The 26,224-nt window shown below is 36.8% G+C and carries 24 protein-coding genes and 1 other RNA gene; 7 read left to right on the forward strand and 18 right to left on the reverse strand.

The annotated features are described in order from the left end of the window. Positions 1-4 precede the first annotated feature (4 nt). Complete coding sequence (locus ACMAYX_RS12635) at positions 5-664, reverse strand: hypothetical protein (RefSeq protein WP_103218759.1); 660 nt, start codon at positions 662-664, stop codon at positions 5-7. A 60-nt stretch (positions 665-724) separates the two neighbouring features. Between ACMAYX_RS12635 and ACMAYX_RS12640 the strand changes: the two genes are divergently transcribed. Further along, the gene (locus ACMAYX_RS12640; protein ID WP_146037897.1) at positions 725-1,099 is read left to right on the forward strand and encodes a hypothetical protein; all 375 of its coding nucleotides are present in this window, start codon (positions 725-727) and stop codon (positions 1,097-1,099) included. Here ACMAYX_RS12640 and ACMAYX_RS12645 read toward each other — a convergent pair. The 3 genes from ACMAYX_RS12645 to aroC all read right to left on the reverse strand — a co-directional run bounded on the left by ACMAYX_RS12645 (position 1,065) and on the right by aroC (position 5,129). Further along, positions 1,065-1,784: a hypothetical protein gene (locus ACMAYX_RS12645; RefSeq protein WP_412472024.1), complete on the reverse strand. Its 720-nt coding sequence runs from the start codon at positions 1,782-1,784 to the stop codon at positions 1,065-1,067. The two genes, ACMAYX_RS12640 and ACMAYX_RS12645, sit on opposite strands and share 35 nt — an antisense overlap. 164 nt (positions 1,785-1,948) lie before the next feature. Next, complete coding sequence (locus ACMAYX_RS12650; protein ID WP_412472025.1) at positions 1,949-4,135, reverse strand: hypothetical protein; 2,187 nt, start codon at positions 4,133-4,135, stop codon at positions 1,949-1,951. 1 nt (position 4,136) lies between these two features. Then, positions 4,137-5,129 (reverse strand): chorismate synthase, encoded by a 993-nt coding sequence (gene aroC, locus ACMAYX_RS12655; protein ID WP_103218755.1) that lies wholly within the window; start codon positions 5,127-5,129, stop codon positions 4,137-4,139. Between the two features lie 83 nt (positions 5,130-5,212). Between aroC and ACMAYX_RS12660 the strand changes: the two genes are divergently transcribed. Further along, entirely contained in the window at positions 5,213-5,926 is a 714-nt protein-coding gene (locus ACMAYX_RS12660) for a zinc ribbon domain-containing protein (protein ID WP_412472026.1), read from the forward strand. Positions 5,927-5,930: 4 nt separating this feature from the next. Here ACMAYX_RS12660 and ACMAYX_RS12665 read toward each other — a convergent pair whose 3' ends face one another. After that, positions 5,931-7,319: a TolC family protein gene (locus tag ACMAYX_RS12665; protein WP_158246923.1), complete on the reverse strand. Its 1,389-nt coding sequence runs from the start codon at positions 7,317-7,319 to the stop codon at positions 5,931-5,933. A 134-nt stretch (positions 7,320-7,453) separates the two neighbouring features. On the opposite strand from ACMAYX_RS12665, the gene rnpB reads away from it, so the two are divergent. Both rnpB and ACMAYX_RS12675 read left to right on the forward strand, forming a co-directional pair. Further along, an RNA gene (rnpB, locus tag ACMAYX_RS12670) (RNase P RNA component class A) lies at positions 7,454-7,816 on the forward strand. A gap of 58 nt (positions 7,817-7,874) precedes the next feature. Further along, positions 7,875-9,893 carry a S9 family peptidase gene (locus ACMAYX_RS12675; protein ID WP_412470973.1) on the forward strand — a complete coding sequence of 673 codons (2,019 nt, stop codon included), beginning with the start codon at positions 7,875-7,877 and terminating at the stop codon, positions 9,891-9,893. Here the strand turns inward: ACMAYX_RS12675 and ACMAYX_RS12680 are convergent. Genes ACMAYX_RS12680 through ACMAYX_RS12695 form a run of 4 tightly spaced genes read right to left on the reverse strand, consistent with a single transcriptional unit; the run spans position 9,885 to position 12,756 of the window. Further along, positions 9,885-10,313 (reverse strand): hypothetical protein, encoded by a 429-nt coding sequence (locus ACMAYX_RS12680; protein ID WP_412472027.1) that lies wholly within the window; start codon positions 10,311-10,313, stop codon positions 9,885-9,887. The two genes, ACMAYX_RS12675 and ACMAYX_RS12680, sit on opposite strands and share 9 nt — an antisense overlap. After that, on the reverse strand, positions 10,313-11,338 hold the full coding sequence (locus ACMAYX_RS12685; protein WP_412470975.1) for a hypothetical protein: 1,026 nt from the start codon (positions 11,336-11,338) through the stop codon (positions 10,313-10,315). The genes ACMAYX_RS12680 and ACMAYX_RS12685 overlap by 1 nt, the downstream gene beginning before the upstream one ends. A 21-nt stretch (positions 11,339-11,359) precedes the next feature. Continuing rightward, a complete protein-coding gene (locus tag ACMAYX_RS12690; RefSeq protein ID WP_412472028.1) occupies positions 11,360-12,130 on the reverse strand; it encodes a hypothetical protein in 771 nt (256 codons plus the stop codon). Next, entirely contained in the window at positions 12,130-12,756 is a 627-nt protein-coding gene (locus ACMAYX_RS12695; protein WP_103218748.1) for a helix-turn-helix domain-containing protein, read from the reverse strand. The genes ACMAYX_RS12690 and ACMAYX_RS12695 overlap by 1 nt, the downstream gene beginning before the upstream one ends. A gap of 221 nt (positions 12,757-12,977) precedes the next feature. On the opposite strand from ACMAYX_RS12695, the gene ACMAYX_RS12700 reads away from it, so the two are divergent. Beyond that, on the forward strand, positions 12,978-13,505 hold the full coding sequence (locus ACMAYX_RS12700) for a pentapeptide repeat-containing protein (protein ID WP_158246922.1): 528 nt from the start codon (positions 12,978-12,980) through the stop codon (positions 13,503-13,505). Positions 13,506-13,688: 183 nt separating this feature from the next. Here ACMAYX_RS12700 and nadB read toward each other — a convergent pair whose 3' ends face one another. Further along, positions 13,689-15,254 (reverse strand): L-aspartate oxidase, encoded by a 1,566-nt coding sequence (nadB, locus tag ACMAYX_RS12705; protein ID WP_103218746.1) that lies wholly within the window; start codon positions 15,252-15,254, stop codon positions 13,689-13,691. A 4-nt stretch (positions 15,255-15,258) separates the two neighbouring features. Beyond that, positions 15,259-16,107, reverse strand: coding sequence for a carboxylating nicotinate-nucleotide diphosphorylase (gene nadC, locus ACMAYX_RS12710; RefSeq protein ID WP_158246921.1), 849 nt, complete (start codon positions 16,105-16,107; stop codon positions 15,259-15,261). A 111-nt stretch (positions 16,108-16,218) separates the two neighbouring features. Between nadC and ACMAYX_RS12715 the strand changes: the two genes are divergently transcribed. Then, a complete protein-coding gene (locus tag ACMAYX_RS12715; RefSeq protein ID WP_412472029.1) occupies positions 16,219-17,178 on the forward strand; it encodes a ComEC/Rec2 family competence protein in 960 nt (319 codons plus the stop codon). Here the strand turns inward: ACMAYX_RS12715 and ung are convergent. From ung to ACMAYX_RS12735, 4 genes are all read right to left on the reverse strand, one after another. Continuing rightward, positions 17,113-17,784: a uracil-DNA glycosylase gene (gene ung / locus ACMAYX_RS12720; RefSeq protein WP_412463071.1), complete on the reverse strand. Its 672-nt coding sequence runs from the start codon at positions 17,782-17,784 to the stop codon at positions 17,113-17,115. The genes ACMAYX_RS12715 and ung overlap by 66 nt on opposite strands. Before the next feature lie 17 nt (positions 17,785-17,801). Next, positions 17,802-19,979 carry a thiamine pyrophosphate-dependent enzyme gene (locus tag ACMAYX_RS12725; RefSeq protein ID WP_103218742.1) on the reverse strand — a complete coding sequence of 726 codons (2,178 nt, stop codon included), beginning with the start codon at positions 19,977-19,979 and terminating at the stop codon, positions 17,802-17,804. Between the two features lie 116 nt (positions 19,980-20,095). Further along, positions 20,096-21,187 carry a hypothetical protein gene (locus ACMAYX_RS12730; protein WP_103218741.1) on the reverse strand — a complete coding sequence of 364 codons (1,092 nt, stop codon included), beginning with the start codon at positions 21,185-21,187 and terminating at the stop codon, positions 20,096-20,098. A gap of 112 nt (positions 21,188-21,299) precedes the next feature. After that, positions 21,300-22,406: a Glu/Leu/Phe/Val dehydrogenase dimerization domain-containing protein gene (locus tag ACMAYX_RS12735; RefSeq protein WP_021265862.1), complete on the reverse strand. Its 1,107-nt coding sequence runs from the start codon at positions 22,404-22,406 to the stop codon at positions 21,300-21,302. Positions 22,407-22,523: 117 nt separating this feature from the next. On the opposite strand from ACMAYX_RS12735, the gene ACMAYX_RS12740 reads away from it, so the two are divergent. After that, a complete protein-coding gene (locus ACMAYX_RS12740; protein WP_103218740.1) occupies positions 22,524-22,832 on the forward strand; it encodes a 2Fe-2S iron-sulfur cluster-binding protein in 309 nt (102 codons plus the stop codon). Here ACMAYX_RS12740 and ACMAYX_RS12745 read toward each other — a convergent pair. The 3 genes from ACMAYX_RS12745 to ACMAYX_RS12755 all read right to left on the reverse strand — a co-directional run bounded on the left by ACMAYX_RS12745 (position 22,810) and on the right by ACMAYX_RS12755 (position 26,183). Then, entirely contained in the window at positions 22,810-23,550 is a 741-nt protein-coding gene (locus ACMAYX_RS12745; RefSeq protein WP_412472030.1) for a hypothetical protein, read from the reverse strand. The two genes, ACMAYX_RS12740 and ACMAYX_RS12745, sit on opposite strands and share 23 nt — an antisense overlap. 182 nt (positions 23,551-23,732) lie before the next feature. Beyond that, positions 23,733-24,734, reverse strand: coding sequence for an NAD(P)/FAD-dependent oxidoreductase (locus ACMAYX_RS12750; RefSeq protein WP_412470021.1), 1,002 nt, complete (start codon positions 24,732-24,734; stop codon positions 23,733-23,735). Between the two features lie 102 nt (positions 24,735-24,836). Then, on the reverse strand, positions 24,837-26,183 hold the full coding sequence (locus ACMAYX_RS12755; protein WP_103218737.1) for a hemolysin family protein: 1,347 nt from the start codon (positions 26,181-26,183) through the stop codon (positions 24,837-24,839). Between the last annotated feature and the right edge of the window lie 41 nt (positions 26,184-26,224).

Genomic DNA, 26,224 nt, shown 5'->3' on the forward strand with positions numbered 1-26,224 from the left:
TTTATTACTTAACTTTTACCCAATGACGGCCATCAACTTGAATCTCAATATTACCATCACCGAATGTATCTTTGTGTTCTTTTTTCTTATAAATAGCAACTAATCTTTCAGGATAATCACGTTTCTCTTCAAGAGACATTTCCGTTAAGTTTCCATTTTCATCATTTGTTAATGGTGTTCCACACGGGTACTCATCGTCAACATAAGCAAGAACCCAACCTCCAATGGCTATAGGGACTTCAAGACCTGCATTACCTTTTCCAACACCAAAACCAAAAGTATCTGACGCAATACCAATAACACTTAATTGGCATCTTTCAGAGCATATACGTGCACCTTCAATAGTATCGTAATAACACTTTCCAGGGATTAATTCATCATTAAGAAGCTGATAATCTGCAACATCATTCCAAACAGCATTCCATACTCTGGCACCTCTTACATCACCTGTTGCTGTAATAGAGCCACCATTTGTGATATTTCCACCTGCATTAATATTTGAACCTACACTTAAGTTACGAGCAGCACGAATATCCAATCTTGCAACTAGGTGATTATAAGCAACAAAACTTCCACCTGAATAGTAAAGGTCAGGTCCTGTTACACTAGCTGTCGAAAATGTCGCCGTATTAAAATTTGTTAACGTACCATTTCTTAAAGTCATAACCGTATCCTCTAATAAATAATTTTCTATATTTTTATAAATCTATTATATAATAGTATCATGAAACGAAGAAATTTTATTTTATCTACAATTTTCTCGCTATTTACCTACAAATCAATTGTACACGCATTTTCGCGTTCCAAAGTAATTGACTCAGGTAACATCCTAATTTCCAATGATTTTGGAACATGTGTAACTTTAAAATCGGGAATGAATTATAAACTTCCTGAGAATCCAACGAGCGTAAAATCTTGTATTCACTTTAAGGTCGTTAAAAGTAAATTATCACAAACGCCAACAGTAAGTAGTAATAAACATATGATTGCCAATAATACGGGCCAATTTGTTATTGATAAGAATGTAGATCTTGATAAGTCACGTTTTTTTACACTTCAGTATATTAACGAGAAGATTGGCTGGATTCTTTTTTCTTAGGAAAGCAAAAAATTAAGCCTAGAAGAATTATATTTGATACAAACTCAATCTTCATAACTGCAACAGTCAGTAAATGAAAGGTAATTATTAACAGCGCCCAAATGTATAAAGCCGACTTTTTCTTAAAGTATAAGATTAGACCACTCAGTTCTAAGAAAACGATAAGTAATCCAAAAATAAAGAATATAAACGTTGGTACTTGATCTAAAACTGGCCAGCTATAACCAATACTAGAATTATAATTATATATAATTTTATGTAAGCCATTTAAATGAAGATAGCCTTGTCCTTCGGAAAAGAAACTTGTGAGAGAATAAAAAACCTTCCAAAACCCAGACATAAAATATACTAGAACAGTTAGAAGTTTAGATAAATTTAGAACATCATAACTTGGATCTTTATTATTATTTTCAAAAATCAGAATTATCGAAATATAAAGCCATAAGAATAAATCGTGGTCGATATCAGCACCATTTGTCATTCCTATTATTAAAAAGAGTAATATTGAATAGAGAATACGAAAATATTTTCGACAACAATCACTTATGGCCCCAAATGTAGAGATAGTCCATAAGCATAAAATTGGAAAAAGAAAACTTACTGGAAGAAATGAAGATATCCAATTTGTTTGTTTTTGAGATGGAAAACTCTCATATAAAAACATGCTGATAATTGAAAATGTCATTAAGTAGAATATCTGAGAGAAACTACTAATCATTTAATTAGTCCTCGACACACTAAAGAGATTCCAACTAAAAAATGGATAAATATTTCCACGATAACCAAATATTTCGCAAATGATTGAAATCGAAATAAAGGCCGAAACAATTATGACTTCAATCTTTTTCACTAGGCGATTACCTCAAAGAAATCAGGAAACGACTTCTCGACACAATCCTTATTTTCAAGATTTCCACCGCCGTTAACCAATTGGTAGAGGTAAGAAACCATAACCATACGATGATCACGAGGTGGTACAATATCAACAATTCGTCCATCTGGCTTGGTACCTATAATCTCTAGAAAATCTTCTGCTTCATTATAGTGATGTTCGATATCGTAAAGTTCCATTAAGTCCATTACAGCACTTAAGCGATCTGATTCTTTATGAATTAAGACTTCAACACTTCTAATAATTGTTGCTCCATTAGCATATGAAGCAAGGAAACATAATGTCGGTATAAGATCCGGACAATCACGACAATCGATCTCAAATCCATTTAGATTATCCATTCCATTAAAGAGTAAACCATTTGATGTGAAGTCAAATTGACCTCCAAGCTCCTCAAGTAAACCAATAAACTTACTATCTGCTTGAAAACGGTCGATACCTTTACAATTTTCAACGAGCACAGGGCCTGTTAAACACCCATAAGCTAATGGATAACCAAGAGAACTAAAGTCCACAGGAACTTCAAAGACTTGCTCACCATTTTTAAATCGTTCAATTAAATTTAGAGTCATGTCCCAATATGGGCGACTCGTTGTTAAGTTAACTGGCTCAACATCAATATCACGTGGAGATAAGGCCATAGCAAGACCTGTAGCAAACTGCGTTGATCGACTACAGTCAACTTCATAGACTCCTCTAGAAATACTTATTGGACCTTGGATTTGAAACCATGTTTTTTCATCACGTGTTACAACTGCATCAAGATCATCTAAGACACTTACTAATTCATCCATGGGTCTTTCAAACATTTTTTCACTTGGAATAAGGCTATACTTATTTTTTCCAAGTGCAAGAAGTGGAATAATAAAACGATTTGTCGTTCCACCATCACCGGAGTAAAGTTCGACCACATCTTCCGTCTCGATCTCACACTCTGGAAATGATCCACGAATAATAATTCCATCTTCTGCTTTTTCAATTGTAAGGCCAATACTTTCTAGGCAGCTTAGCATATTAACAACGTCTGTTGATTCAGGCATGTTAATGAGTTGAATGTCTTGTGGATATATTGCTGCAAGCACAAGAGCTCTATTGGCAAAAGATTTTGATGAAGGTACTTTTATTTTCTTTATATAACTCTTAGATGAGCCTGCACCATTTGCATAGGCCAATAGGTGTTGTCTAATATCATCTAAAGATACCGTTTGAATTGACGGAGAGCCAATACCATTTGGTAGAATCACTTCAATTGTATTACGACTTATTATCTTTTTATCTTTTGCGATGAATTCCATCATTTCATCAACTGGAAGTGAATCCTCCCAAGGACACATCAAGGCATCCAGCCCAAAAATACTTGAGAATTGATTTAAGAATTGGCTTTCTTCATCTCTGTGAAAAATATTAAAAATTAACTTAAGGCCCCAATAAACGGCTACACCATGCGGAAGTTCATAAACCTTTTCAATTGCATGACCTAGAGTGTGACCTAAGTTTAATACTTTTCTTATTCCACCTTCTTTGAAATCTTGCTCAACAATTTCTTGCTTATACTTTGCACAACGAAGTGTGATTTCATCAAAGCTTGCTTCATTATTAATCAAATTAAAAACTTGCTCATCAAGAAAGTAGTATTTTGCCAATTCTCCCAGACCCGAAATAAAGTCGTCTTCCGCAAGTGTTTCCAAAAATTTTGCACAGATATAAACTTTCTCTGGAAGATGGAAAGCACCAATTAGGTTTTTTCCGTATTTTGAATTAACTGCAACTTTTCCACCGATACTTGCATCAATCATTGATAGAAGTGTCGTTGGAATAACACTCCACTTAATTCCACGAAGCAATAATGAAGCAACTAGGCCCGCAAAATCAGAACATGCGCCACCGCCAATAGCAACTAGATGAGCTCCACGATGTACACCCTTTTCAATAAAGAACTCACATGCCCTTTCTACTTCAGAGATATTCTTGCAATCTTCACCAGCAGGTGCAATATAGATTTCAATCCCCTCTCGAACATCGATGAGATCAAGATAAAGACTATTAATATTAGAATCGAGCACAACGAGAATTCGATCAGAGTCAATCTCATTTAGGATTTTATTAACATCATTAATTTCATCAAATAACTTTATTTCTGACAAATTATACCTCGTACGCCTTCTGTCTTAAAAAATGATCGGCCAATACTACCCTAACCATTGACTCTACGACAACAACAGCTCTTGGTAGAATACAAGGATCATGACGTCCCTCTTTAGCATTTGCTCCAACAGTCGATGTTGGCTTGAAAGTTAAATCAAGATTGATCATTTCACCATTACTGATTCCGCCCTCGATTCCACCAAAGTTAGCACTATTAGAGCTTACTTCTTGTCCACTCATATCTGCCATCTTAGAACCTGCACCAAAAGAGAATGCGACACAAGCTCCAATTGAAAGAACAGCTTTTGCAAGATCAGCTTTTAATTTATCAAAAGCTGGCTCACCTAGACCTACTGGACAATTTTCAATATTTACTGAAATTCGACCACCAATTGAGTCTCCTTTCGCCTTTAAATCTATTAAGTACTTTTCAATTTCAGCATCTTTTGATGGATCACCAAAGTTATATGTTCCAAGATTCTGTGGAAAACTCTTAATTATATTTTCACATTCAAAAGGGCCTAATTTTGAAATAAAAGTATTAACCTTAACTTGAGGTAAAACTAGGCTCGCAAAATACCCTGCAACAACACGGGCAACAGTTTCGCGTCCACTACTACGTCCTCCACCGCGGTGATCGCGAATACCATACTTTAAATCGTAAGTGCGATCAGCATGACCTGGGCGGTAGTTATCCTTTAATTTTTCGTAATCTTTACTTCTTTGATTTGTATTGCGAATAATAACGGCGATTGGAGTCCCTAAAGTTTTTCCCTCAAACACTCCAGAAAGAACTTCCGCTTGATCAGGCTCTTTTCTTGCAGTCACACCCTTTGAGCGTCCTGGTGCCCTCTTATCTAACATTTTTTGTAGATCTTCTAAATTAAAATCAAGTCCACTTGGAACACCATCTAAAACGACTCCAAGGGCCGGGCCATGTGACTCACCAAACGTGGTCATAGAAAACATTTTTCCGAATATACTTCCGCGCATTACAACTCCTGTTTCCCTATTATCGCCTCAAATAAACAAATATTCCAATCGCGACTGCTAGGTAAATATGTTATTAATTACAAATGGAAAACTTAAAATATCTAAAAGATGTCATGGATTTAGAAAAAGTCATTGAGGGCCTAGAGTCCGCGACAGACGAAGAGTTGAAAAGAATTGATTTTTTAAATAAACAACTAGACAACAAAACAGAGTTAAATGATCAACTTAGTGTGCAACTTACTGAAACAAAAGCAAGTTTAAGTTCTCTTGAGAAAGAACTCTTTGATACAGACAAGAAGCTAGATCAGGCAAAACAGAATTTAAGTTCTGTTACTAGCTCTCAACAAGAAGAGGCCATCCAAAAAACTATATCTTCCCTAGAAGTAGATTCAAATCAAAAGCAAGATACTATTTTAGAGCTACTTGAGAAAATTGAGGAAATTGAAACTGAAATTTCTAATACACAAGAGTTTATTAAAGGTGTTAACGAGACCATTTCAGAAATTAACGAAGAAGTTACACAAATAAAATTAAGTAATGACTCTAAAGTAAATGATCTCAATAAACAAATCGATGGCCTCCTAGACGAGGTAGGTATTCGTGCAAAAGACCTATACCTAAAAGCAAAAGTTAAAAATCATCACAGTGCTGCGACATTTCTTCAGGGAAATAGCTGTGGAAGTTGTCGCTTAACTTATTCTGCAGCTGAATGTAGTGAGTTTAATAGTGGAAAAGATTTAATTCTATGCCGAGGGTGTGGAAGATTGATTCTCCCTAGCACCCTGCGAACATTATAATTTTTTATTGAAAGTAATTACCAAGCTTTCCATAGATATCAAGTAAGCTAAAATATAACTTTTGGCGACGGCTGATATACTCAACAAATTTATTCTCTGTACTAATAAGTCTTTCTTCAGCTGAGATGACATTATCAAAGTCAGCACGCCCTCTTGAATAGAGCTTATTATACTCCTTAACTGATAGAGTCGCTAACTTGTGTCTCTTTAGAACTAAATCAATTGTCTTATCAATAAGACGAATCGTATTTTTAAGAGCTTCTAGCTGATTCTTTGTTCGAATTTTAGCTAGTCTATGTTGATACTCTGTATTTAGCTTATTAATTTTCGCTTCTTTTAAATTATTCTTTTCAACAGTCATACCAAGTGGGATCACAATCTGTAGACCAACTTCGGTAGCGTCATTATCAGAACCAAATGTACCATCACTAAATACATTCCCACTACCTGCTACAGTATAACTATTTGTCTTATATGCACCACTAAGCTCGATTGTTGGAAATACTGAGTTATCGTACTTTTCAATTGCACTTTCCAAAGCCTCTAGCTTCTTATTCAATGCTTGAATTGTCAGGTTAGAATCAATCTCTCCATCAGTAATTGGCTCCATTTTGATTTTTTCGATTTTATATAAATCTATATCTCTAAATGAATGGGCCCTCTCTAGTTTACTTTCTAATGACTTCTTGTAAGTTTCAAGTTGTGACTCAAGCTCTGCATGTTCCTCTCCAACAGAGTTCACAGAAGCTTGTGCAGAATAAAGATCTACTCTTTCCTTAAGTCCATCTCTAACTTGCTTTTGAACAAACTTAAGTCTCTTTTCAGCACGTTTCATCGCTTCATCTTTAAGCTGAATTAAAGTCTTTGTTTTCTTATAGTCATAATATGTTTCAATTAAGCCAAGAACATTTTGAGAAACTTCGGCATCGAATGCATACTTAGAAGAATAAACATTTTTTTCGGCAATTTTGATATCAGCATCGTCATTACGTCCAAAGAAGTTCTTTCCTAGATCCTGAGTATATGAAACTTCTTGGTTATAACCTTCATATTCAGTCCCACCACTAAAATCAATATAAGATCCAGTAATAGAAAACTTTCCCCCCCAAACATTTTCTTTCGATAGTTCAACTCCAGAGTTGAATGCTTTGTATGTGTTAACAAGATTTGGATTATTCGGGTTTGATATCAGTCCAACATCATCATGTTGAGCAAGAACACCTAAAGTCCATGGCCTCTTATCACCAGACTCAAGTTCTAGAGTAAGTTTTGAGAGTTCAAAGTTATAGCTAGCTTCTTTTACTTCTGTTGAATCTTTTAAATATTCACGTACATAATTTTTTAGATTTGCACTTGCTGAAAATGACACAAGAGCCAATAAAATATATTTCATCCATTCTCCAAGGCGATTGGCTATATAACTTATACGAATATAATTAAAAAAAGTTTTACCATACTCCCTTAGTCCATGACCAGAGGTGTAACAAGACTTTGACATTTGATGTGACATAGGGCATAAATTCGCAAAGAGTTAAGGAGACTATCGCTGGTTTATTATGCTTCGGTGTAATAGACGGGAGGAAAGTCCGGGCACCATATGGCAGCTTAGCGGGTAACGCCCGTCGGTCGTGAGACTAGGACAAGTGCAACAGAAAGGAAGTACAGGGGTTTGAACTCGATTGGGGTAGCTTCGGCCGGCCAATCAGTGAGAGATTCGTCTCACCTGCTGTAGTGAAAACAGGTAAACTCTAGGCGGTGCAAGCTTGAATAGGTCGACTCATGGGGTAGCCAGCCCTTGTTGACGGGTTAAGCGCTCGAGCCAGTGGGTAACTACTGGCCTAGACGAATGATAGTCCAATACAGGACCCGGCTTATACCTTAACTCTTTATGGGAGTGTATTGCTAACGCAATTCACTCCCTTCCTTACATTTCAAACACGGAGGCAGAATGAATTATCCTCAACCCAAAAAAATCCCACACGAAACAAAAATTCACGATCAGGTTTTAACTGACGACTACTTCTGGATGAGAAATCGCGAAGAAGATAGTGACGTTATGAAATTTCTCAATGAAGAAAATGAACTCTTCAAAAACTATCTTAGTGACTCTGAAGAACTTAAGAATACAATTTTTGAAGAATTAAAATCTCGTGAACTTCAAACATATGAAACATGCCCATACCCACATGATGAGTATGAGTATTTTGAAAGATATGAAGAAGGGAAAGATTACCCAATTCACTTTCGTCGCCACATTGGCACAGATGAAAGACAAGTCTGTCTCGATGAAAATGAATTAGCTAAGGGACGTGACTTCCTTGATGTTGGTGCATTTGAAATTTCTCCATGCCATCGCTACTTAATCTACACGATTGATGACAATGGTGATGAGCTATACGATCTATATATTAAAGACTTATCAACAAATGAAATCATTAAAGAAGGTCCTAAGAAAATTAATAGCGGCCCTGTGTGGTTTAACGATTCAAAGCACTACGCCTATATTGAAATGGATGAAAATATGCGTCCATTTAAAGTTCACGTTACTGATATAAATAATTCATTTGATAAAGTTATTTATACTGAAGAGTCTGGTGAATACTTCCTTACTGTTGAAGAAACAATGGATCACAGGTTCTTACTAATCAATGCGGGTGGATCTTCAAATAATTCAATCTCATATTTGAAAGCTGATGCGAGTGATCTAAACCCTATTGAAATCTTCCCTAAAGAAGACAAGATTGAATATACAGTTGAAGCAGATGGGAACGATTTCTTAGTTCTAACAAATAAGTTTAGCGAAAACTTCTCAGTTCTAAGAACTCCAATTACAAACCCTGATTACGCGACTGCTTCCGTTGAAGTTGAAGGAAGTCCTGAGAGATATCTTACAAATATTAATGTATTTAAAGATTTCAAAGTTGTAAGCTTTCGCGAAAAAGGACTAAATCACTTTCTTGTTATCAATGGAGATGAAAGAAGAGAAATTACTTTTCCAGAAGATGCTTATCATGCAGGCGGTGGTAATAACGCAAATTTTGATACAAATGTATATCGTTACAACTACAGCTCACCAACGACTCCGAGTACCACTTTTGACTACAATGTAGAAACAGGTGAATCAACGCATATTCATCAAGTTGAAGTTCCTGGCTTTGATCATGAAAATTATGTTGTCGAGAGAAAATTTATCCCTTCTCACGATGGAGTCCTCGTTCCAATGACAATCATTAGAGCAAAGACAACTAAGATTGGTGATCCTAACAAGTGTCTTCTTTACGGATATGGATCATATTCAATTTCAATTCATCCATGGTTTAACCGCAATAATATCTCACTCCTTGATCGTGGCTTCGTTTACGCTATTGGGCATATTCGTGGGAGTTCTACAATGGGACGTGCATGGTATGAGAATGGAAAATTTCTAAAGAAGCAAAACACATTTAAAGATTTTTACTCTTGTGTAAAGTATCTGATTAACGAGGGATATACTGCAAAAGGTAAAATCGGAATTATGGGGGGAAGTGCTGGCGGAATGCTTGTTGGTGCAACAATTAACCTCGACACAGAAAACCTCATTGGTGCAGCTTGCGCAGATGTTCCATTTGTCGACGTTCTAAACACAATGCTTGATGATAGTCTTCCCCTAACTCAGCTTGAGTATGAAGAGTGGGGAAATCCAAATGATAAGGAATACTTTGATTATATCAAGTCATATTGTCCGTATTCAAATGTACAAAATAGAGACTACCCAGCAGTACTTGCAATTGCTGGCCTAAATGACCCTCGCGTTACTTATTGGGAACCAATGAAGTGGACTTATAAACTACGTGATAACGCAACAGATTCGCGAGTTAAGCTTCTTTGGACAAATATGGATGCGGGACATGCCGGTGCTTCAGGTAGGTTTGAATCTTTCAAAGAATTTGCCGATATTTACACTTTCTTCATTAAAGAATTAGAATAATTTTTTAAGGTCTTGGGGAGAAATCCCCAGGACTTTTGTCATCTTGGTCTTCTTAATTTCTTTTGACCAAATAAATCCAAGAATTTCATCTCCATCTAAAATTAACTTCAACTCCCCTTCTCCAAGTCCAGGTCGAGTACACACTTCATTTGAATGAGGCTGTTTTGAATAATCATAAACTCTGATCCAACCATCAGTTAGAATTTCTCTAATAATTGCAATGTGACCAGTATCACCACTAAATGGAATGGTATTCTTTCGCCAAAGAATCAAGTCACCAACAGCTAGTTCACTTAGGCGATGTTTTACAAAAGACTTGTCTTCAACAGAATCAAAGAACTCATAAACTCGTTCATATGGAATCTTTATTCCATCCGCAAGAAGAATTTCTTTAATGGCCGTGAAACAATTTACTTTCATTACAGCTTAGCAAGGGCCTTCGTTGTTGCCGTCGAAATATTTAACTTCTCATTTAGCTTATACTTTCTAAATGATCCGGAATAACTCTTCTTAAATTCGGCATGAGAAATTTCAAGAATATAATTAGTAATCTTATACTTTGTAATGGCCGTTTTATACTTCTTTAACTTCTTATAGGATAACTTTGAATCAAGCTCTGGATATTGCTTAAGTTTCTTATCTTCACTATTTAGAATAAAAGTCGGACATTCAATTTGACCAGAAAGCCACTCATCATCGGCCTTACGATATCCAAGAATAGAGTCATTTTCTTTGACAATTATTCTTAGTAAATCAAGCTCATAAGTTTTAGCAATCTTCTTCACAGGAATCTCAGGATATTCAAGTGCATCTTTTGAATTACCAGCAACACAATCTTTATGAACAGGACAACCAACACAATTTGCACTTCTTGCCTGACAATAGATTCGACCAAGATCCATTAGGGCCTCGTTGATTTCACGTCCCTTGCACTTTGCAATTTCAGGAAATTCTCCATCTTCAAATTTTTTCTTAATTAACTTTTGAAGCTTTGGCCCTTTGGCACCTTTTAATCCATAGATACGGCTAACAACTCTTTCAATATTTGCATCAATTGAAAGTGCGCTCTTATTTTGTCCAATACTTAAAATAGCATTGGCCGTGTACTCTCCAATTCCAGTAATAGAGATCAGGTCTTCGTACTTTGTTGGAATTTTACCATTGAAGTTTTCAACGATATCAATTGCGGCCTTTCTAAGGTTTCGAGCACGTCGATAGTAGCCAAGACCTTTCCAAGCAACGCAAATTTCTTCCTCAGTTGAAGAAGCAAGTGTTTCAATATCTGGATAAATTGAAAGGAATCTATCAAAGTGATTTTGAACTGTACCTACAGTTGTTTGTTGCAACATTATTTCAGAGACAAGTGTCTTGTACACAGTTCTATTTCTTCGCCAAGGAAGCTCTGTATAAGTATCTTTCGACCATTTAAGAAGTTTTTTAAACATGATTATTTGTAGCGATTTCTACTATTTTTGACAAGATGCTTTTAAAGTATCGGCCAATTTCAATAGATCTTCTGGATAAAAACCCTTACTTCCGACACCATGGATCGTCGCACCAATATTACTAAGGAAGTCCATTAACTCTCCTTTGGCTTCATCAATATCAGTCAGAACAAAAAGATACTTTGCATCTGAGTTCTTTACCCAACGAATAATTTTTTGTGTGTTATTGCCACCTTTCGTTTGGCAAAGATAGAGGTCATTTTTAATTTCTCTAATTGATGAGTCAAAAGCCTTGATTGTGACAGGACAGCCATAAGTTAAACGGCTTACAAAACTTCTGCGGTAACAAGTGTCTCCAGATTTAGACCAATCTGAATTACGAAGTGACGCACTTGTATCGATCCAAACCTCATACTTAGGTACTTTCTTCTTTTCAACTTTCTTGGCCTTTCCACAGAAAATATCGAAATATGCACCTGTACATCTAATCATATCGGAATCTATCGTATTCTCGACAGCAACATCTTTATCAGGTGTGCCATACTCTTGATCAACATAGTCTTTGCCTGACTTACCAACCATGTAACCTGTTTGCGGATCAAAGCATCCGTCACCCATCTCTATACAGTGATCGTCATTTTGGGCAATTTTACGTGAGATATTTTTGAATAGAATTTGTTCTAAAAGTGTTTGTTTAGGAGCCGCTGATAAAAAGACAAATTCCACCGTTTGCGGAAGTGCTACTACCGCAGATGAAAATATGAATGCAAGGAGTGTCTTTTTAAAATGCATTAAGCAATCATTCCCCTTTGTCTAAAATATCTAAATAAGTCATTTCCAAGATCGACAATTAAATCTCTAGCGTCGATATCAAGACTTAAAAAATCAGCAACGTAAGCTTTTTGCCTTGGTGTTAATTGGGCCATACGCTCTTTTAACAATTCTTCATTACTCGTATCTGTAACAAATGGCATCGTTCTCGTTTTACCACCAATCTTCATTGTTGGATTAGCATTGATTTGAGCATTGCCAGTTGTTCCACTTTTAATTGTGTCAACGAGGGCCTCTTCAAATCCACCACCGGCTGGTTTCTGTTGAGGTTGCGCTTGTTGTTGTGTAGGCTGCTCTTTCTTTTCATCACCTTTATAGAATTTAACTAATCTTATAAAGTGATCCGTAAAGTGCTCTTCGACAAAATCGATCATTTCATGAAGAGGAATATCCAATTCGGCCGTAATTTTAGCGACTACCTGAGGATTAATCTCAGTTGTCTTCATCGAAAGAAAGCGAGAAACAGTAGAAACACCAAGACCAGTTGATTCAGCGAGATCTTTTTGTGTCATCGGCCCTCTAACCTGCATGTACTTCCTAATAATTCCTAAATAATCGTCTAATTTCTCTTTGTTAAATTCAGACATATACTTCTCCTTGCATATTGAAACACCTGCAACTAGCTGATATTTCGTTCAGGTGCAATTGCGGCCTGAAATTTTATGCCTCAAAAGTCCCTAATATCATTATCGGTTTTAATTTTTATTTCTTGATGCAATTTTATTGCTTGACGCAACTAGTCAAGAATGGTTATTATTGCAGTGTGGATGAACTAATCCACAAATTAAGCAAGGCTTGGGGGGATCACATGGCCACTTTAACAAACTTCATTATGACTGAGACATTATCTGACTTCACAAATGGACAGTATGAAGTAATTGAAAAAGAGCTAGTTAGATCAAGTGATTTAAGTAACTTAACCATATCTGGTTCTCTCTTCTCTCAAACCACTTTCATCGCTGTAAACTTCAAGTCTTGCATTTTCTTTGGCTCGAAGATGAAAGAGTGTAAATTTATCAACTGTTCGTTTGAAAATTGCAGCTTCGAATTTTCACATATTGAAGCTTGCAATTTTGATGGATGCAAGATCGTTGGGAATACATGGAAGTATTCCACTTTAAAGAATTCAATCATTGAAGATTGTGAACTGGATCTTGAAGTATATAAGGTTATCAAAGATGGTGACCAGAATAAAATTGATATTTACGAGGAAACTCAAGATATCGAAGAAATTAAGGAAGAAGTTGAAGAAGTTCTAAGTTTTGAAGCAGCATTGATTGCTTCACCTAACCAATGGGGAACTAGCTTACTAAACTTTATTAAATCTGCAGCTTAAATTTGAAACACCTGGCAATCGTGTTTACGTCACCAGTCTCAAGGATAATACGGCCAGATACAAATCTTTATTAGAGACGATATATCATACCTAGTCTTCTTCTACTGGATGTAGATAAGCAGGAAATCTCGCAACTGATACTTGCTCTCGGGCCAGCTCTCTCAAGGGTGTTGGCCTTCTTTTTTACATTTTACGATAGAAACAACCAATCGATTCTTTATTTCTCATGGACGACTTAACTATCATCGTTGAAACTTCAATAGCATTTCTTAAACCAATTAAGCTGTCATCAAGTTTACAGCTTCGATAGAAGCGAGAAACTTCATCATTGATTTCATTAAACATTGCTAGTGCTCGTTTAAGACGATTTGTTGTTCTTGAAAGACCAACATAGTTCCACATTGTAAGCTTTAGAGTCATCCAGTCTTGCTGAACAAGGGCCTTATCAATTGAAGCGTACTCTTCTTGCCAATTCTTAATTTGCAGATGCGAATAAAGAGTTTCCTCTCCAATATTTTCTGAAATATCAATAGCCGCAAGATAACCCCAAGTTAAACCTTCAAGAAGTGAAGTTGAAGCAAGTCGGTTTGCGCCATGAAGTCCTGAACAAGACACTTCACCTACAGCGTAGAGATTCTTAATTGAGGTTTGTCCCTTCATATCAATCTTAACACCACCACAAGTATAGTGAGCAGCAGGAACAACAGGAATAGGCTCCTTTGTCATGTCCACACCGTGTTCTAGACAGTGCTTGTAGATCGTTGGAAAGCGCTCTTTAATCCACTCTCCATCTTTATGTGAAATATCGAGATAAACACACTCGTGTCTCGTCTCAATAGTTTCTTCCATTATTGAACGAGCAACAACATCACGTGGAGCAAGTTCCATCTCTGGATGGTATTTGCCCATAAATCTTTCACCATTACAGTTAACAAGAACTCCACCTTCTCCGCGCACAGCTTCTGAAACTAAGAAGCGTCCATGTGAAGATGAATCATAGAATGTTGTTGGATGAAATTGAATAAATTCCATATCAATAATATCTGCACCAGCTCTCTTTGCCATTGCAATCCCATCACCACGACTTGCTCCAGAGTTTGAATGATGAAGATAAAGTGCACCGACTCCACCTGTGGCCAGAACTGTCTTCTTTGCCATGGCCTTAACAACATTACCCTTTTCTTGATTTAATAGATAAGCACCAAGAATTTTTCTTTCCTCATAACGCTGAGAAATTGAAATACCATGATGGGAAGCTGTAATTAAATCAATTGCAGTATGTGCTTCTAAGAAGTGTACTGTTGGATAGCGTTTTTGATCTTTTAGTAAATTTAAAAGACTAATTTGAATTTCCTTACCAGTGTAATCACCACGATAAAGAATTCTCTCAATTGAGTGGGCGGCTTCTTTTGTATATTTTAATGAGTTATTCTCATCTCTTTCAAAATTAGCATTTGCTTTCTCTAATAAGAGTTCATCAATCGCTAACTTTCCAAAATTTCTTAATGTTTCAATCGCTTGCGGATTAGAAGTATTAGAAGATGCTACTTGAATATCTTTTCCTAGAGCATCATCACTTGCATTTGGATAAATGATTCCGCCTTGTGCCCAGTATGTATTCGATACCTGAGGATCCTTTGCACGAGTCACAATTCCTACTTTTAAATTACTCTCTGCAAGCTTTGCAGCAGTAGCAAGACCTGCAATTCCACAACCTAAAATAAGAACATCGAAGTCGTAACTATTCACTTCTCTAACCTCTCGCGTACTTTAGCGATAAATCCACAGCAGGAGCATCGTAAGTAAGAGCGCCTATACTGATAGCGTCGACACCTTTTATCAGATAGCTTTCTAATGTATTTAAACGAACACCACCAGAAACTTCAAAAGTAACACCTTCTGGCTTCTCTTTTACAGCTTCTTTAATCTCTTCAGGAGAGAAGTTATCAAGCATGATATGTCTTACACCTTCACCTAGTGCAATCTGTAGTTCATTAAGATCATGAATCTCAACTTCGATTGGCGTATAAAATGAGTTCTTAGATTTGAAGAAATCAATCGCCTCTTTTACACCACCAAAGAATGACTTGTGATTATCTTTAACCATCCACATATCACTTTGACCGAAGCGGTGGTTATATCCTCCACCAGTTACTACTGCGTACTTCTCAAGTGCACGGTATCCAGGAAGAGTCTTTCTTGTATCGAGAATTCTTACGCCACTATCATGTGCAAGAGTTGTAAATTTATTTGTGTATGTTGCAATTGAAGATGCTCTTTGAATTAAGTTAAGAGCAATTCGCTCTCCTGTTAGAGCAATTGAGAAAGGAAGTTTAAATTCAATTTCGGCCATTTCATCCTTTGTGAATTTTTGACCTTCAAACTTTTTAAAGTTTTCATAATTTAAATTAGCACCTAGGTAGTTAAAGGCTTCAATAAAATAAGGCAGGCCACAAAGAACCATATCATCCTTAATCTTTAACTTACATTGAACTTCATCATTTGGAAGTGATTGAATATAGTTCAGGTTACGACTTAGATCATCCTCTTTGAAATAGATCTCTATCGAATCTTGTAGTGCTTTATTTACTAATAAATTCATTTCTTTCTTACTCCGTTTAGATGTTTTTTCTACCATTTTCAAATGAGAAAAAAAACTCCCGAAACCCCCAAAAATCCTGATAATTGCTCAATTTTGACTTATATAGCTGCAATGCGTTTCAATATTATCTTTCTCTTTGCATTTCTACTCATTAATCCACTTTTCTCAAAAGATGACAACAAGCAATATAATCGTCCCCCAAAAATAAAGCTTCCAATTAAAACGAAGGCAGCTTTTCACAAAAAGTCTGAGTTTTACTTCTACCGTTCAGTTTTAACAGGACAAAAATGGGGACTAGATAAAGAATTCAGAAGAAAGCTATCTCACCTAAATTTGCTTCATCTCATGACTCCCTCAGGACTCCACTTAAGCTCCCTCTTTCTCATTTTCTATCTACTAAGAAGAAAGTATCCAAAGGTATCCAATTTTATTGAACTTGTCCTATGCTTAGGATTCTACTTCTTTCTTCCAGGTTATTATTCATTCAGACGAGTGGCACTAATTCGAAGCTTCTTTATTTTAAATAAGATGAGAGAAACAAACTATTCTAAGTTACAAATTTTTATCTTCTTTCTTGTAACGGATTTCTTTTTTGGAACTTATCGATTCTCTCCACTATCATTTTACTTAAGTACACTATTTCTTGCTCTCATCTTTTCAATTAAAGAGTTTCGTCTTTATAAAATGTATCTACTCTTCTTTTTGGCCCAACTTTTTATAGCTCATAAATTTACGGGTATAATCTATCCAGCAACAATCGTTCTCTCACCGTTACTAACAAGTATTTTCACACTCATTTATCCTATTCTCTTTCTTAATTTATTCTTTATTGATTATTTTAATTACGCACAATGGTTCATTTCAGCATATACGGGATTAATAGAGATAAGTTACGATTTAGCGCAAGCACTAGGCTTTATTCATGTAAATTTTCTCATTTTAATTGGAGTAATTATTTACTCTCAAAGAACAAAGAAGCATGCCTTAGCACTAGTAACAATTGGCCTAATTGCGAACTTCCCAAGAGATAGTCTCGCGATTCTTTTGAGCGAGATAGGCATTGGCCTGTGAAAAAGGCTTAGAGCCAAAGAAACCACGATATGAAGATAATGGTGATGGATGAACTGTCTTAATTACTAAGTGTTTTGATTCATCAATATTCTTTCCCTTCTTTTGAGCAGGAGAGCCCCACAGAATAAAGACAACATTTTCACAGTGATCATTTACGACTTCAATAATCTTTGCTGTAAACTTCTCCCAACCTTTCTTTTGGTGAGAGCCTGCTTGTGCCTTACGGACACTAAGACAATTGTTAAGAAGTAGAACTCCTTCTTTTGCCCAGTCTTCTAGAAAGCCATGCTGGGGAATTTCAATTCCTAGATCTTCATTTAATTCTTTATAGATATTTCTAAGAGAAGGTGGAATTTTAACTCCCTTCTTTACAGAAAAGCTTAGCCCGTGGGCCTGTCCTTCACCGTGATATGGGTCTTGCCCAAGAATCACAACTTTTACCTTATCGAGTGGAGTAAGATTGAGAGCTGCAAAGAATTCATCCTGGGAAGGATAAACGTCACCCTCTTCTGAATCTAAGAATTCAGCGAGCTCTACCATATAATCTTTTTGGAATTCGTTTTCTAAGTGAGAAAGCCAGCTCTTATCATTTAAATAATTAATCATAAGAGCTGGCCTCGGTATTAGTAATTTAAAAGTTTGTTAAGTTGTTCGTATACGTCTGCAACTTGTGGAAGAATGAAATCCTCTGAAGTTGGGCAGTATGCAACGTGAGAGTCTTTTGCAGCAACACGAAGGATTGGAGCATCAAGGGCCTCAAAACATTCTTCGTTAACACATGCAGCGATCTCACCAGCAAAACCAGAAGTCTTAGTTTCTTCGTGACAAATAAGAAGACGATTTGTTTTCTCAAGTGACTTCTTAATTGCATCCATATCAAATGGAGCAAGAGTTCTAAGGTCGATAACTTCAACAGTCTTACCTGTTTCTGCTTCGATTTTCTTAGCAGCATCAATTGATTTTTGAACAAGAGCTCCCCAAGCGACTACAGTTGCATCAGCACCTTGTTTTGCGATACGAGCTTTTCCAAATGGAATCATATACTCTTCACCTGGATCTGCAGTACGGTTATAACCTTGGTAGTAAAGGTGCTTGTGCTCTAGGAACATAACAGGATCATCTGATCTAATTGCAGTTCTTAAAAGCCCAGCTGCGTCCGCCGCATTTGAAGGGAAGACAACTCTAATACCTGGAACGTGAGTGAATAAAGACTCTCCACACTGAGAGTGATAAATCGATCCACCCCTTAGGTATCCACCGATTGGAACACGTACAACCATTGGACACTTGAAGTCTCCACCTGAACGGTAGCGAGTCGTCGCCATCTCGTTCTTAAGTTGCATATATGCAGTCCAGATATAGTCAAAGAATTGAATCTCAACAACTGGCTTAAGTCCTCTCATCGCCATACCGATTGCACGACCGATGATATTTGCCTCAGCTAGTGGTGAGTTAAACACTTGTCCTTCTAAAGATGCTCTTTGAACACCTGAAGAAACTTTAAAAACACCACCCTTACCTTTTAGGTCTGGGTTATTTAGTCTTTCAAGATCAGAGAAGTCTGCAACGTCTTCACCAAACATTCTTAGTAATGGGTTCTTAGAGAACTCAGAACGTAGAACAGCATTGATAGCTGACGCCATTGGAACATCATCTTTTCCTTCAAAAGTACCTTGAGTTTCAAAGTCTGAAGAAGTTGGATCAATATCGTGTGAGTATAAGTGATCAAGTGAAGTTTCTGGCGCTGGCCATTCAGTATCAACTGCTTCTTTCATTGCACGTCTAACTTCTAGAGAAACTTCTTCAAGAAGATCATTAACTTCTTTCTCAGTCATCACACCAAGTGCGATAAGAGTTTTTGGATATGAGTTAAATACATCAACTTGTTTTTCCTGCGCTAACTCGTCTTTCGTACGATACATTGATTGATCATCAGAAAGAGAGTGAGAGTATGGACGAGTTACATGAGAATGAAGAAGAACTGGCCCCTTCCCTTCTCTAATATGTTTAGCTGCTTTTTCAGCTGCTTTGTATGATTCAATTGGACAATTACCATCACATTCAATGATTTTTAAACCTGGGAATTCATCAAGTGCTTTTGAAATTGATCCACCTGGTGTTTGCATTGAAGTAATTGTTGAAATGGCATAACCATTATCTTCAACGTGGAAAAGAACTGGAAGCTTATTAGCACAAGCAGTTGTAAGTCCTTCCCAGAACTCACCTTGAGCAATTGTTCCATCACCACATGAAGTATAAACAACTTCAGCATCTTCAACTAAGAATTTTGAAGTATCAAATTTGTGTTTTTCTTTTAGGTCCTTAAGTGCAAGTCCTGCTTCAGCAACACCACATGCTTGAAGGAACTGAGTTCCAGTACATGAAGACTTTTGAACGATATTTAGTTTTACGTTACCCCAGTGAGCAGGCATCTGACGCCCGTGAGTTGCCGTGTCTCCGATATTTCCGTTAGCTTGGCAAAGCATTTCATATGGAGTTACACCAAGACCAGTACAAAGTGCTCTATCACGGTAGTATGGGATAAACCAGTCATGCGCAGGCTTTAGAACTTTTGCAAGAGCAGATAAAACACCTTCGTGTCCTGCACCAGAAATTTGAAAGAACGCAGTAGACTGCTTCTTCATTGTGATCTCTGCATCGTCTAGTTTTCTTGAAACGAAAACGTTACGAAGCATCCAAATAAGATCTTCTTTCGAAAGATTGTATTTTTTAATAATCTCTTTTTTCTTATCTAAGTTGGTAGAACCCACATTTGATCCTTTTGCAGTTTTATCAAGCATTTAACGCCCCTTTTTAAGTGGAGCTAGATTACCAATTTTAGTGCAAAAGGTGCACATGCTGTGCATTAAATTTTAAAATAATATTTGACGGATTTCAGCTATTTAGAGGTATTTGGCTAGAAGCCACTAGAAATTCCTAGAACATATCGACGATCGACCTTACCTCTGAAGTCAGAATCTGTTGTATCAACAGCATAAGTTGAGAGATCGAACTCCATTTTCTTAGTGCGAATACCAATTCCACCAGAACCGAAGCCATCGCCGTAGCCCATTCTCAAGAAGAAGATACGACGTAGATCAAACTCAAGACCAAGCCCAAGCTTTCTTTTGAAGTCCACTGTATCATGAGCATTTAAAAAATCTTTATAATCTACTTCTAAGTGAACGCGTACAGTTCTACCAAGTTGTGGCGTAATAGAAAGCCCAAGGTCATAACTTTGTTTAACTTTATCAGGGGCTCCAGCACCATTCATTTTTTTAAAACTATCACCTGTTGTATTGTGGCTAACAACAGCAAGCGTAGGGATAAAGGCCGTTGGAAGAGTTATTCTCATTCCAGTTGTTAGATATAGCATTCTTCCGCGATTATAATCATCATCCGCCAATGCTAGTGGAGTATTTGGATCCGATTGTCCAACAGCTTCTTTACGAAATAAATAAGTAGCAGAAGCACCAAATTTAAAAATTCCTCCAAAGAGAGAAAAGTTAAAAGCTGCATACGGACCAGTATCTGTTCTTTGGGCGTATTCAAATTGGTCACCAACCTGATCACCGATAAATGTTCTTTGCTGAACTGAATACATATAACCAATCGTGAAATATCTAGTCGCAAAATTTGGCATCATTTGAAAACGGCTGTGAGCAACTGTTCCCTTGTTTTGATTAAGTAATTTTCTAGCACCTTCAAGTGATAGGGCCTCAAATAAATCACCAGCATTACCAGTTACATCTCCACCAAAAAGCGTTTCCATCCAACCTTTATTCGTCTCAAATTGGAAGTTAGAAAGATGGAAATGACGGCCTCGATAAGTACCTAGTCCGGCAGGGTTATAGAATGCCGCTGAAGCATCATCGACTTTACCAATAAAGGCATTTCCCATGGCAAGTGCACGGGAAGACGTAATGAGTTCTGGAAAAACTGCATCCTCAAACTGTATTGCAAAAATACTTGAGTGAATTAATAGGCAAAATAAAATCAACTTCTTCACAGGCTAATTTTACCTTAAGAAGCGACTGATTTTAACTCGTGGCACAAAGTGCCTCTAGACATAAAAAAGGCCCGTAAAAACGGGCCCTTATATCGTAAAATCTTGATTGAGATTAACGCTTTTTTCTACCTGGGAATCTATGTCCAACGTGACCTAGGAATTTCCCTTGGATATTCTTGATTGATTCAATTCTAGACTCAGCAAGGATATCTGTCGCTTGGTAAACTGGAATATCTTGTTCTTCAGAAATATTGAAAACTTCTAGAGTTGTATCATAGATTGAATCAACCATTCTGATTGCTTTATCTTCTGACCAACCTTCAAATTCGATTGAAACGTTCATAACACCACCAGCATTGATTAGATAATCTGGAGCGTATAGAACACCTCTTTCCTTAAGAATTTTACCGTGACGGTTTTCTGCAAGTTGGTTATTTGCAGCACCAGCTACGATTTTACACTGTAGACGATCGATTGTGTCATCGTTGATTGTTGCACCAAGTGCACATGGAGCATAGATATCCATTTTAACGTCATAGATTTCATCGATCCCAACAACTTTTGCATTTGGAACTTTTTCCTTGAAAAGCTCAAGGTTCTTTTCATTGATATCACATACGTAAACTTCTGCACCTTCATTGTATAGGTACTCACCAAGGTAGCGTCCAACAGAACCTGCACCTTGAAGTGCTACTACTTTACCTTTTGGTGAACGGTTTCCATAAACTTTCATACATGCTGCTTCAATACCTCTGAAAACACCACGTGCTGTCCATGGAGATGGGTTACCTGAACCACCGTGGATTTCAGCAACACCAGCTACGTTATTAGTTTCAGTAAATACGTGCTCAATATCATCAACACTAATATTTACGTCTTCTGCAGTAATATAACGACCGTTTAATGACTCCATAAAACGTCCGTAAGAACGGAATAGAGCTTCTGACTTATCTTTTTCTGGATCACCGATGATAACAGCTTTACCACCACCAAGGTTTAATCCAGCAACAGCATTCTTATATGTCATACCTCTCGAAAGTCTTAGAACATCGTTAAGTGCTTCTTCTTCTGATTCATATGGCCACATTCTTGTTCCACCTAAAGCTGGTCCAAGTACAGTGTTGTGAATCGCTACGATTGCCTTAAGGTTACAACTTGGATCACTAAAAAAGATAACTTCTTCGTGTCCGTCTTTGTATAATCTCTCAAAACTAGGCATTGTTTTTTCTCCTTAGAAAGTTTGCAATAATTACCTGAATTTACGCAGGAATTAATGATGCTAAAATAGTGCTATTAGAGCTGAAAAGAACAATAAACTTTCAAGGATGAAAACTGTATGCACAGAGTGTCACTAATTGGAAATGATGAGCAAGTAACTGAATTTACAATCGAAGAAGGTCAGACAATTTTTGACGCAATACAGGATCAAGGTCTCACTCTACCCCATGGATGTCTAAGTGGGTCATGCGGCTCATGTCGTATTCAAATTATCGAAGGTAGTTGCAATCTACAAAAGCCAGGAATTATCGAAGAAAATACAATTGAGGCCATCGCTCCCGAGCACACTGAAGTTGCAGAAGGTAATATCCGTCTAGCTTGTCGTGCAAAAGTCACAGGTGATATTAAAATTTCGATTCTAAAATAAGTTGAAGAATTGCACGAAAGTGTTGCTTGCGATCAAATCTCCAAGATTCATTTTCACCTTTTAGAAAGTCCATATTTTTTTGATCTAGCACTGTTGTTAAGTGATCCACGTCGTTAATGATTACATGGCGATAAGGTTTTAGTAATGAAGATCTTAAATCAACCATTCCATCGTTGCGCCCAACTCTTTCAAAAATAAAGTTACGACTAATCTCTAGTGATGTCTCTCTTCCTTCTTGCTCGTTGATGAATGTAATAAATTGAAGAAGGTTAATATTTTCAAGTGCCGCTTCAATTTTAGCAGCATTGGCCTGCATATAATCAGAACGAATTTTTGTTCCAACTGATTCCATTCCGCTAACATCACCACCAAGCAGCGCAAATAGCCACCCCATAACAGTTTTCTTAAACGAGCTCTGAATAAAATAATCCGCTAAGACCGAACCATGATAAGGCGATTGCATTGAAACCCAACCAATAACTCTTTTAGAAACCTGCGGATTATTAATAAGTACATCCAAGAACTCGAGTCCACCTTTAGAATGACTGACGACGAGTATTGGTCCATTTATCTTATCAATCTCACTTTTTATAAATTTTGAATTCTTACTAACTGGATCTTCTGATTCAACGACTATTCTTTTGAATTTTACTTTATGTTCTTTTAATAGATCCATATAGTCGCGAAAGTAATCACCTGTGAAATACGAAAGATTCACGATCTGACCTGAACCCTCTATTGCTGATTGCGAGAGAATTCCAGGAAGGAAAACAACAGTTAGATTTGAAAGATTCTTTAGTTCGGCTTCTGTTAAGCCTTGTTTTGATTGATAAAGACTTCGGTATTGAGTTGTCTTATTTTGTGCCCTGACTACTACTGTAGTCAGGACAATTAATATAATTAAGCTAAACCTTGTGAAGTTAATAACGCTGCCCTTTTCTTTCTTCTGATTTTGGCGTTGATATCATCAAGTGAGTCAACGGCCATATCCCAAGCTGTGTAGATTTGCTTCTTACGGTTGGCCCTTAAATCACCTGCAACATAAAAGTTTTCAATATTTGTTTCACCTTTATCATTAGCTAGAACATAGCCTCTACCGTCAATTTCAGCACCAATAGCTTTGGCAAGTTCATTATAAACGATTGTTCCAAGCGAAACAAAAGAAAAGGCAGACTCTAGCGTTCTTCCGCTAGCAAACTTATAACCCTCGATTATTCCGCTCTTGCGATCACCAAGAATATCAACAATGGCTTCAGTGAACACTTCAATCTTATAGGCTTTGATTAATTTTTGAGTCTCTTCATCAAATTGTGGAGTCTCACCATTTGTTAAGATCGACATTGAAGGCGTGTTGTAGCGTTCTTTAAGCATCACTGCAACCCAGGCTGCACCAGAAGTGTGACCAATAATTGAAGTATGCTTGTCATAAACATGGTGGCCATCACAACGCAGGCAATAGTCAACAGTTTGAGCGTTTGCAAAAGGTAGAATTGGTTTGATGCTATCATTAAAATGAGGCTGCACATCCATAATTCCAGTACAAAGCACAACATACTCTGCTTGATACTTTTCACCTGCACTATCGATTAACTCAAAACTTCCGTCACTTAACTTTGTTACTTCAGTAACACCCTTTCCCTTAACGAAAGTCAGATTATCTTTAAATTCAGATTGTTCAATCCACTCAAGAGTTTCTTTGTTAGGCTCTTCAATACCTTTTTTATATTTATGAGTACCAGGCATATTTTCAACTTTATATACCCATTTCTCACGAGAACGTTTCTTATCCTTAGGTGTTCCAGGAAAAAGAACAACTGAATCATTATTTAAAACACCGCGTAGAGTGGCCATCATTCCGGCCGCGCCACCACCGATTACTGCAATTTGATATTTATTAGACATAACTACTCCATGACTAGTTCATATTTAGTATAGTCTATCAGAAAGAGGGAATCTAATAGATTCCCTCTATGTAAGCTTTAGCTAAATTTATTTTAATTTGGATTATTTAACAGGAATTTCTAACAGATCGTCAGTATTCTCAGTGGCCTCTTTGGCCTCTTTCTTAGAGAAGAAGTGCTTCTCCCCATCAACATCTTTAATCTTAACTTGCTTGATTTCATAGTCAAAGACTTCAGTTAATTCAAAGCTATAGCCTTCCCAGATAATAATCTGACCTGCTTCAGGAAAGTTATTTCCAAGCATATCAAGTAAAAAGCCAGCAAGAGTCGAATAATTATCATTAAGTGGTATCTTAATATCGTAATCGTGATCAAGATCTCTTAGATTAGTTGCACCATCGATATCAACACCTTCAATAAGATCACTCTCTTGATAGTCCTTTGTAATTTCATCAATATCATCATCGTGTTCATCTTGAATCTCGCCAAGAATCTCCTCGATAATATCCTCTAGTGTAATGATACCAACAATTAAACCGTTCTCATCTTTTACCAGGGCCATGTGAACTTTCTTACGGTTCATATGATCGAAAACCGCTTGAATTTTCATGTGCTCATAAACAAAGAATGGGTCTCTTAAGTGGTTAACTAGAGTAAAGTTGTCACGCTCAGACCTCTTTAAAAAAGCAAGCTCTTTGACGTGAAGGAAACCTTCTATATTATCAATCTCACCATCAACAACTGGATAACGTGAGTGAATTGATTCTTCAATTTCACTAATTACATCTTTATATGAGCTATTAACTTGAATACTCTTGATTTCCTTACGAGGAATCATAATGTCTTTTACTTTAATCTTTGGAAATTCAAGGATTGAGTTAAAAAGATCAATTTGCTTATGATCAATCGTATTTTCTTTCTCTGCTTTTTGAATCATAAACTCAAGGTCATCCTTCGTTACAATTCTACCTGTTAGCTGAGCATTCTCACCAAGAACAGTGTGGATAAGCCAAACCATAATTTTAATAACAGGATAAAGTAGATAATAGAAAATTTGTAGAACACGGATAACAAAAAGAGATAAGCTTTCAGCGTGCGTTCGTGCAAATGTCTTTGGAATAATTTCACCAAAAATTAGAATGACAAAAGTTGTCGCCCCGACTGCAATACCAATGGCATCATCCGCAAATAAACGAGTGGCAAGAACTGTCGTTAATGATGAGGCAAAAATATTGACGACGTTATTTCCAACGAGAATTGTCGTTAGAATCTCACTTGGGCGATCAATCATAAATGCAATTGCTCTTCCCTTTGCACCACCTTCTTGAATAAGCTGGCTAGCACGATCGTGAGGAATCGAAAGTAGGACCGCTTCTGAACCAGAAAAGAAACCTGAGCCAATAAAGCAGATTATTAATAGGACAATCTCAAGGCTGCTTACATCAGTCATTGCCTTGTCCTTGTTTAGTAAATTTCGTTGAGATTTTTTTT

This window comes from Halobacteriovorax sp. RT-2-3 (assembly GCF_047085075.1).
Classification (GTDB): domain Bacteria; phylum Bdellovibrionota; class Bacteriovoracia; order Bacteriovoracales; family Bacteriovoracaceae; genus Halobacteriovorax_A.

Bases quoted from the DNA above. Each gene is read 5' to 3' on its own strand.
- ACMAYX_RS12635 (WP_103218759.1), bottom strand. From the start codon at position 664: ATGACTTTAAGAAATGGTACGTTAACAAATTTTAATACGGCGACATTT.
- ACMAYX_RS12640 (WP_146037897.1), top strand. From the start codon at position 725: ATGAAACGAAGAAATTTTATTTTATCTACAATTTTCTCGCTATTTACC.
- ACMAYX_RS12645 (WP_412472024.1), bottom strand. From the start codon at position 1,784: ATGACATTTTCAATTATCAGCATGTTTTTATATGAGAGTTTTCCATCT.
- aroC (WP_103218755.1), bottom strand. From the start codon at position 5,129: ATGCGCGGAAGTATATTCGGAAAAATGTTTTCTATGACCACGTTTGGT.
- ACMAYX_RS12660 (WP_412472026.1), top strand. From the start codon at position 5,213: ATGGAAAACTTAAAATATCTAAAAGATGTCATGGATTTAGAAAAAGTC.
- ACMAYX_RS12665 (WP_158246923.1), bottom strand. From the start codon at position 7,319: ATGAAATATATTTTATTGGCTCTTGTGTCATTTTCAGCAAGTGCAAAT.
- ACMAYX_RS12675 (WP_412470973.1), top strand. From the start codon at position 7,875: ATGAATTATCCTCAACCCAAAAAAATCCCACACGAAACAAAAATTCAC.
- ACMAYX_RS12680 (WP_412472027.1), bottom strand. From the start codon at position 10,313: ATGAAAGTAAATTGTTTCACGGCCATTAAAGAAATTCTTCTTGCGGAT.
- ACMAYX_RS12685 (WP_412470975.1), bottom strand. From the start codon at position 11,338: ATGTTTAAAAAACTTCTTAAATGGTCGAAAGATACTTATACAGAGCTT.
- ACMAYX_RS12690 (WP_412472028.1), bottom strand. From the start codon at position 12,130: ATGCATTTTAAAAAGACACTCCTTGCATTCATATTTTCATCTGCGGTA.
- ACMAYX_RS12695 (WP_103218748.1), bottom strand. From the start codon at position 12,756: ATGTCTGAATTTAACAAAGAGAAATTAGACGATTATTTAGGAATTATT.
- ACMAYX_RS12700 (WP_158246922.1), top strand. From the start codon at position 12,978: ATGGCCACTTTAACAAACTTCATTATGACTGAGACATTATCTGACTTC.
- nadC (WP_158246921.1), bottom strand. From the start codon at position 16,107: ATGAATTTATTAGTAAATAAAGCACTACAAGATTCGATAGAGATCTAT.
- ACMAYX_RS12715 (WP_412472029.1), top strand. From the start codon at position 16,219: ATGCGTTTCAATATTATCTTTCTCTTTGCATTTCTACTCATTAATCCA.
- ung (WP_412463071.1), bottom strand. From the start codon at position 17,784: ATGATTAATTATTTAAATGATAAGAGCTGGCTTTCTCACTTAGAAAAC.
- ACMAYX_RS12725 (WP_103218742.1), bottom strand. From the start codon at position 19,979: ATGCTTGATAAAACTGCAAAAGGATCAAATGTGGGTTCTACCAACTTA.
- ACMAYX_RS12735 (WP_021265862.1), bottom strand. From the start codon at position 22,406: ATGCCTAGTTTTGAGAGATTATACAAAGACGGACACGAAGAAGTTATC.
- ACMAYX_RS12740 (WP_103218740.1), top strand. From the start codon at position 22,524: ATGCACAGAGTGTCACTAATTGGAAATGATGAGCAAGTAACTGAATTT.
- ACMAYX_RS12750 (WP_412470021.1), bottom strand. From the start codon at position 24,734: ATGTCTAATAAATATCAAATTGCAGTAATCGGTGGTGGCGCGGCCGGA.
- ACMAYX_RS12755 (WP_103218737.1), bottom strand. From the start codon at position 26,183: ATGACTGATGTAAGCAGCCTTGAGATTGTCCTATTAATAATCTGCTTT.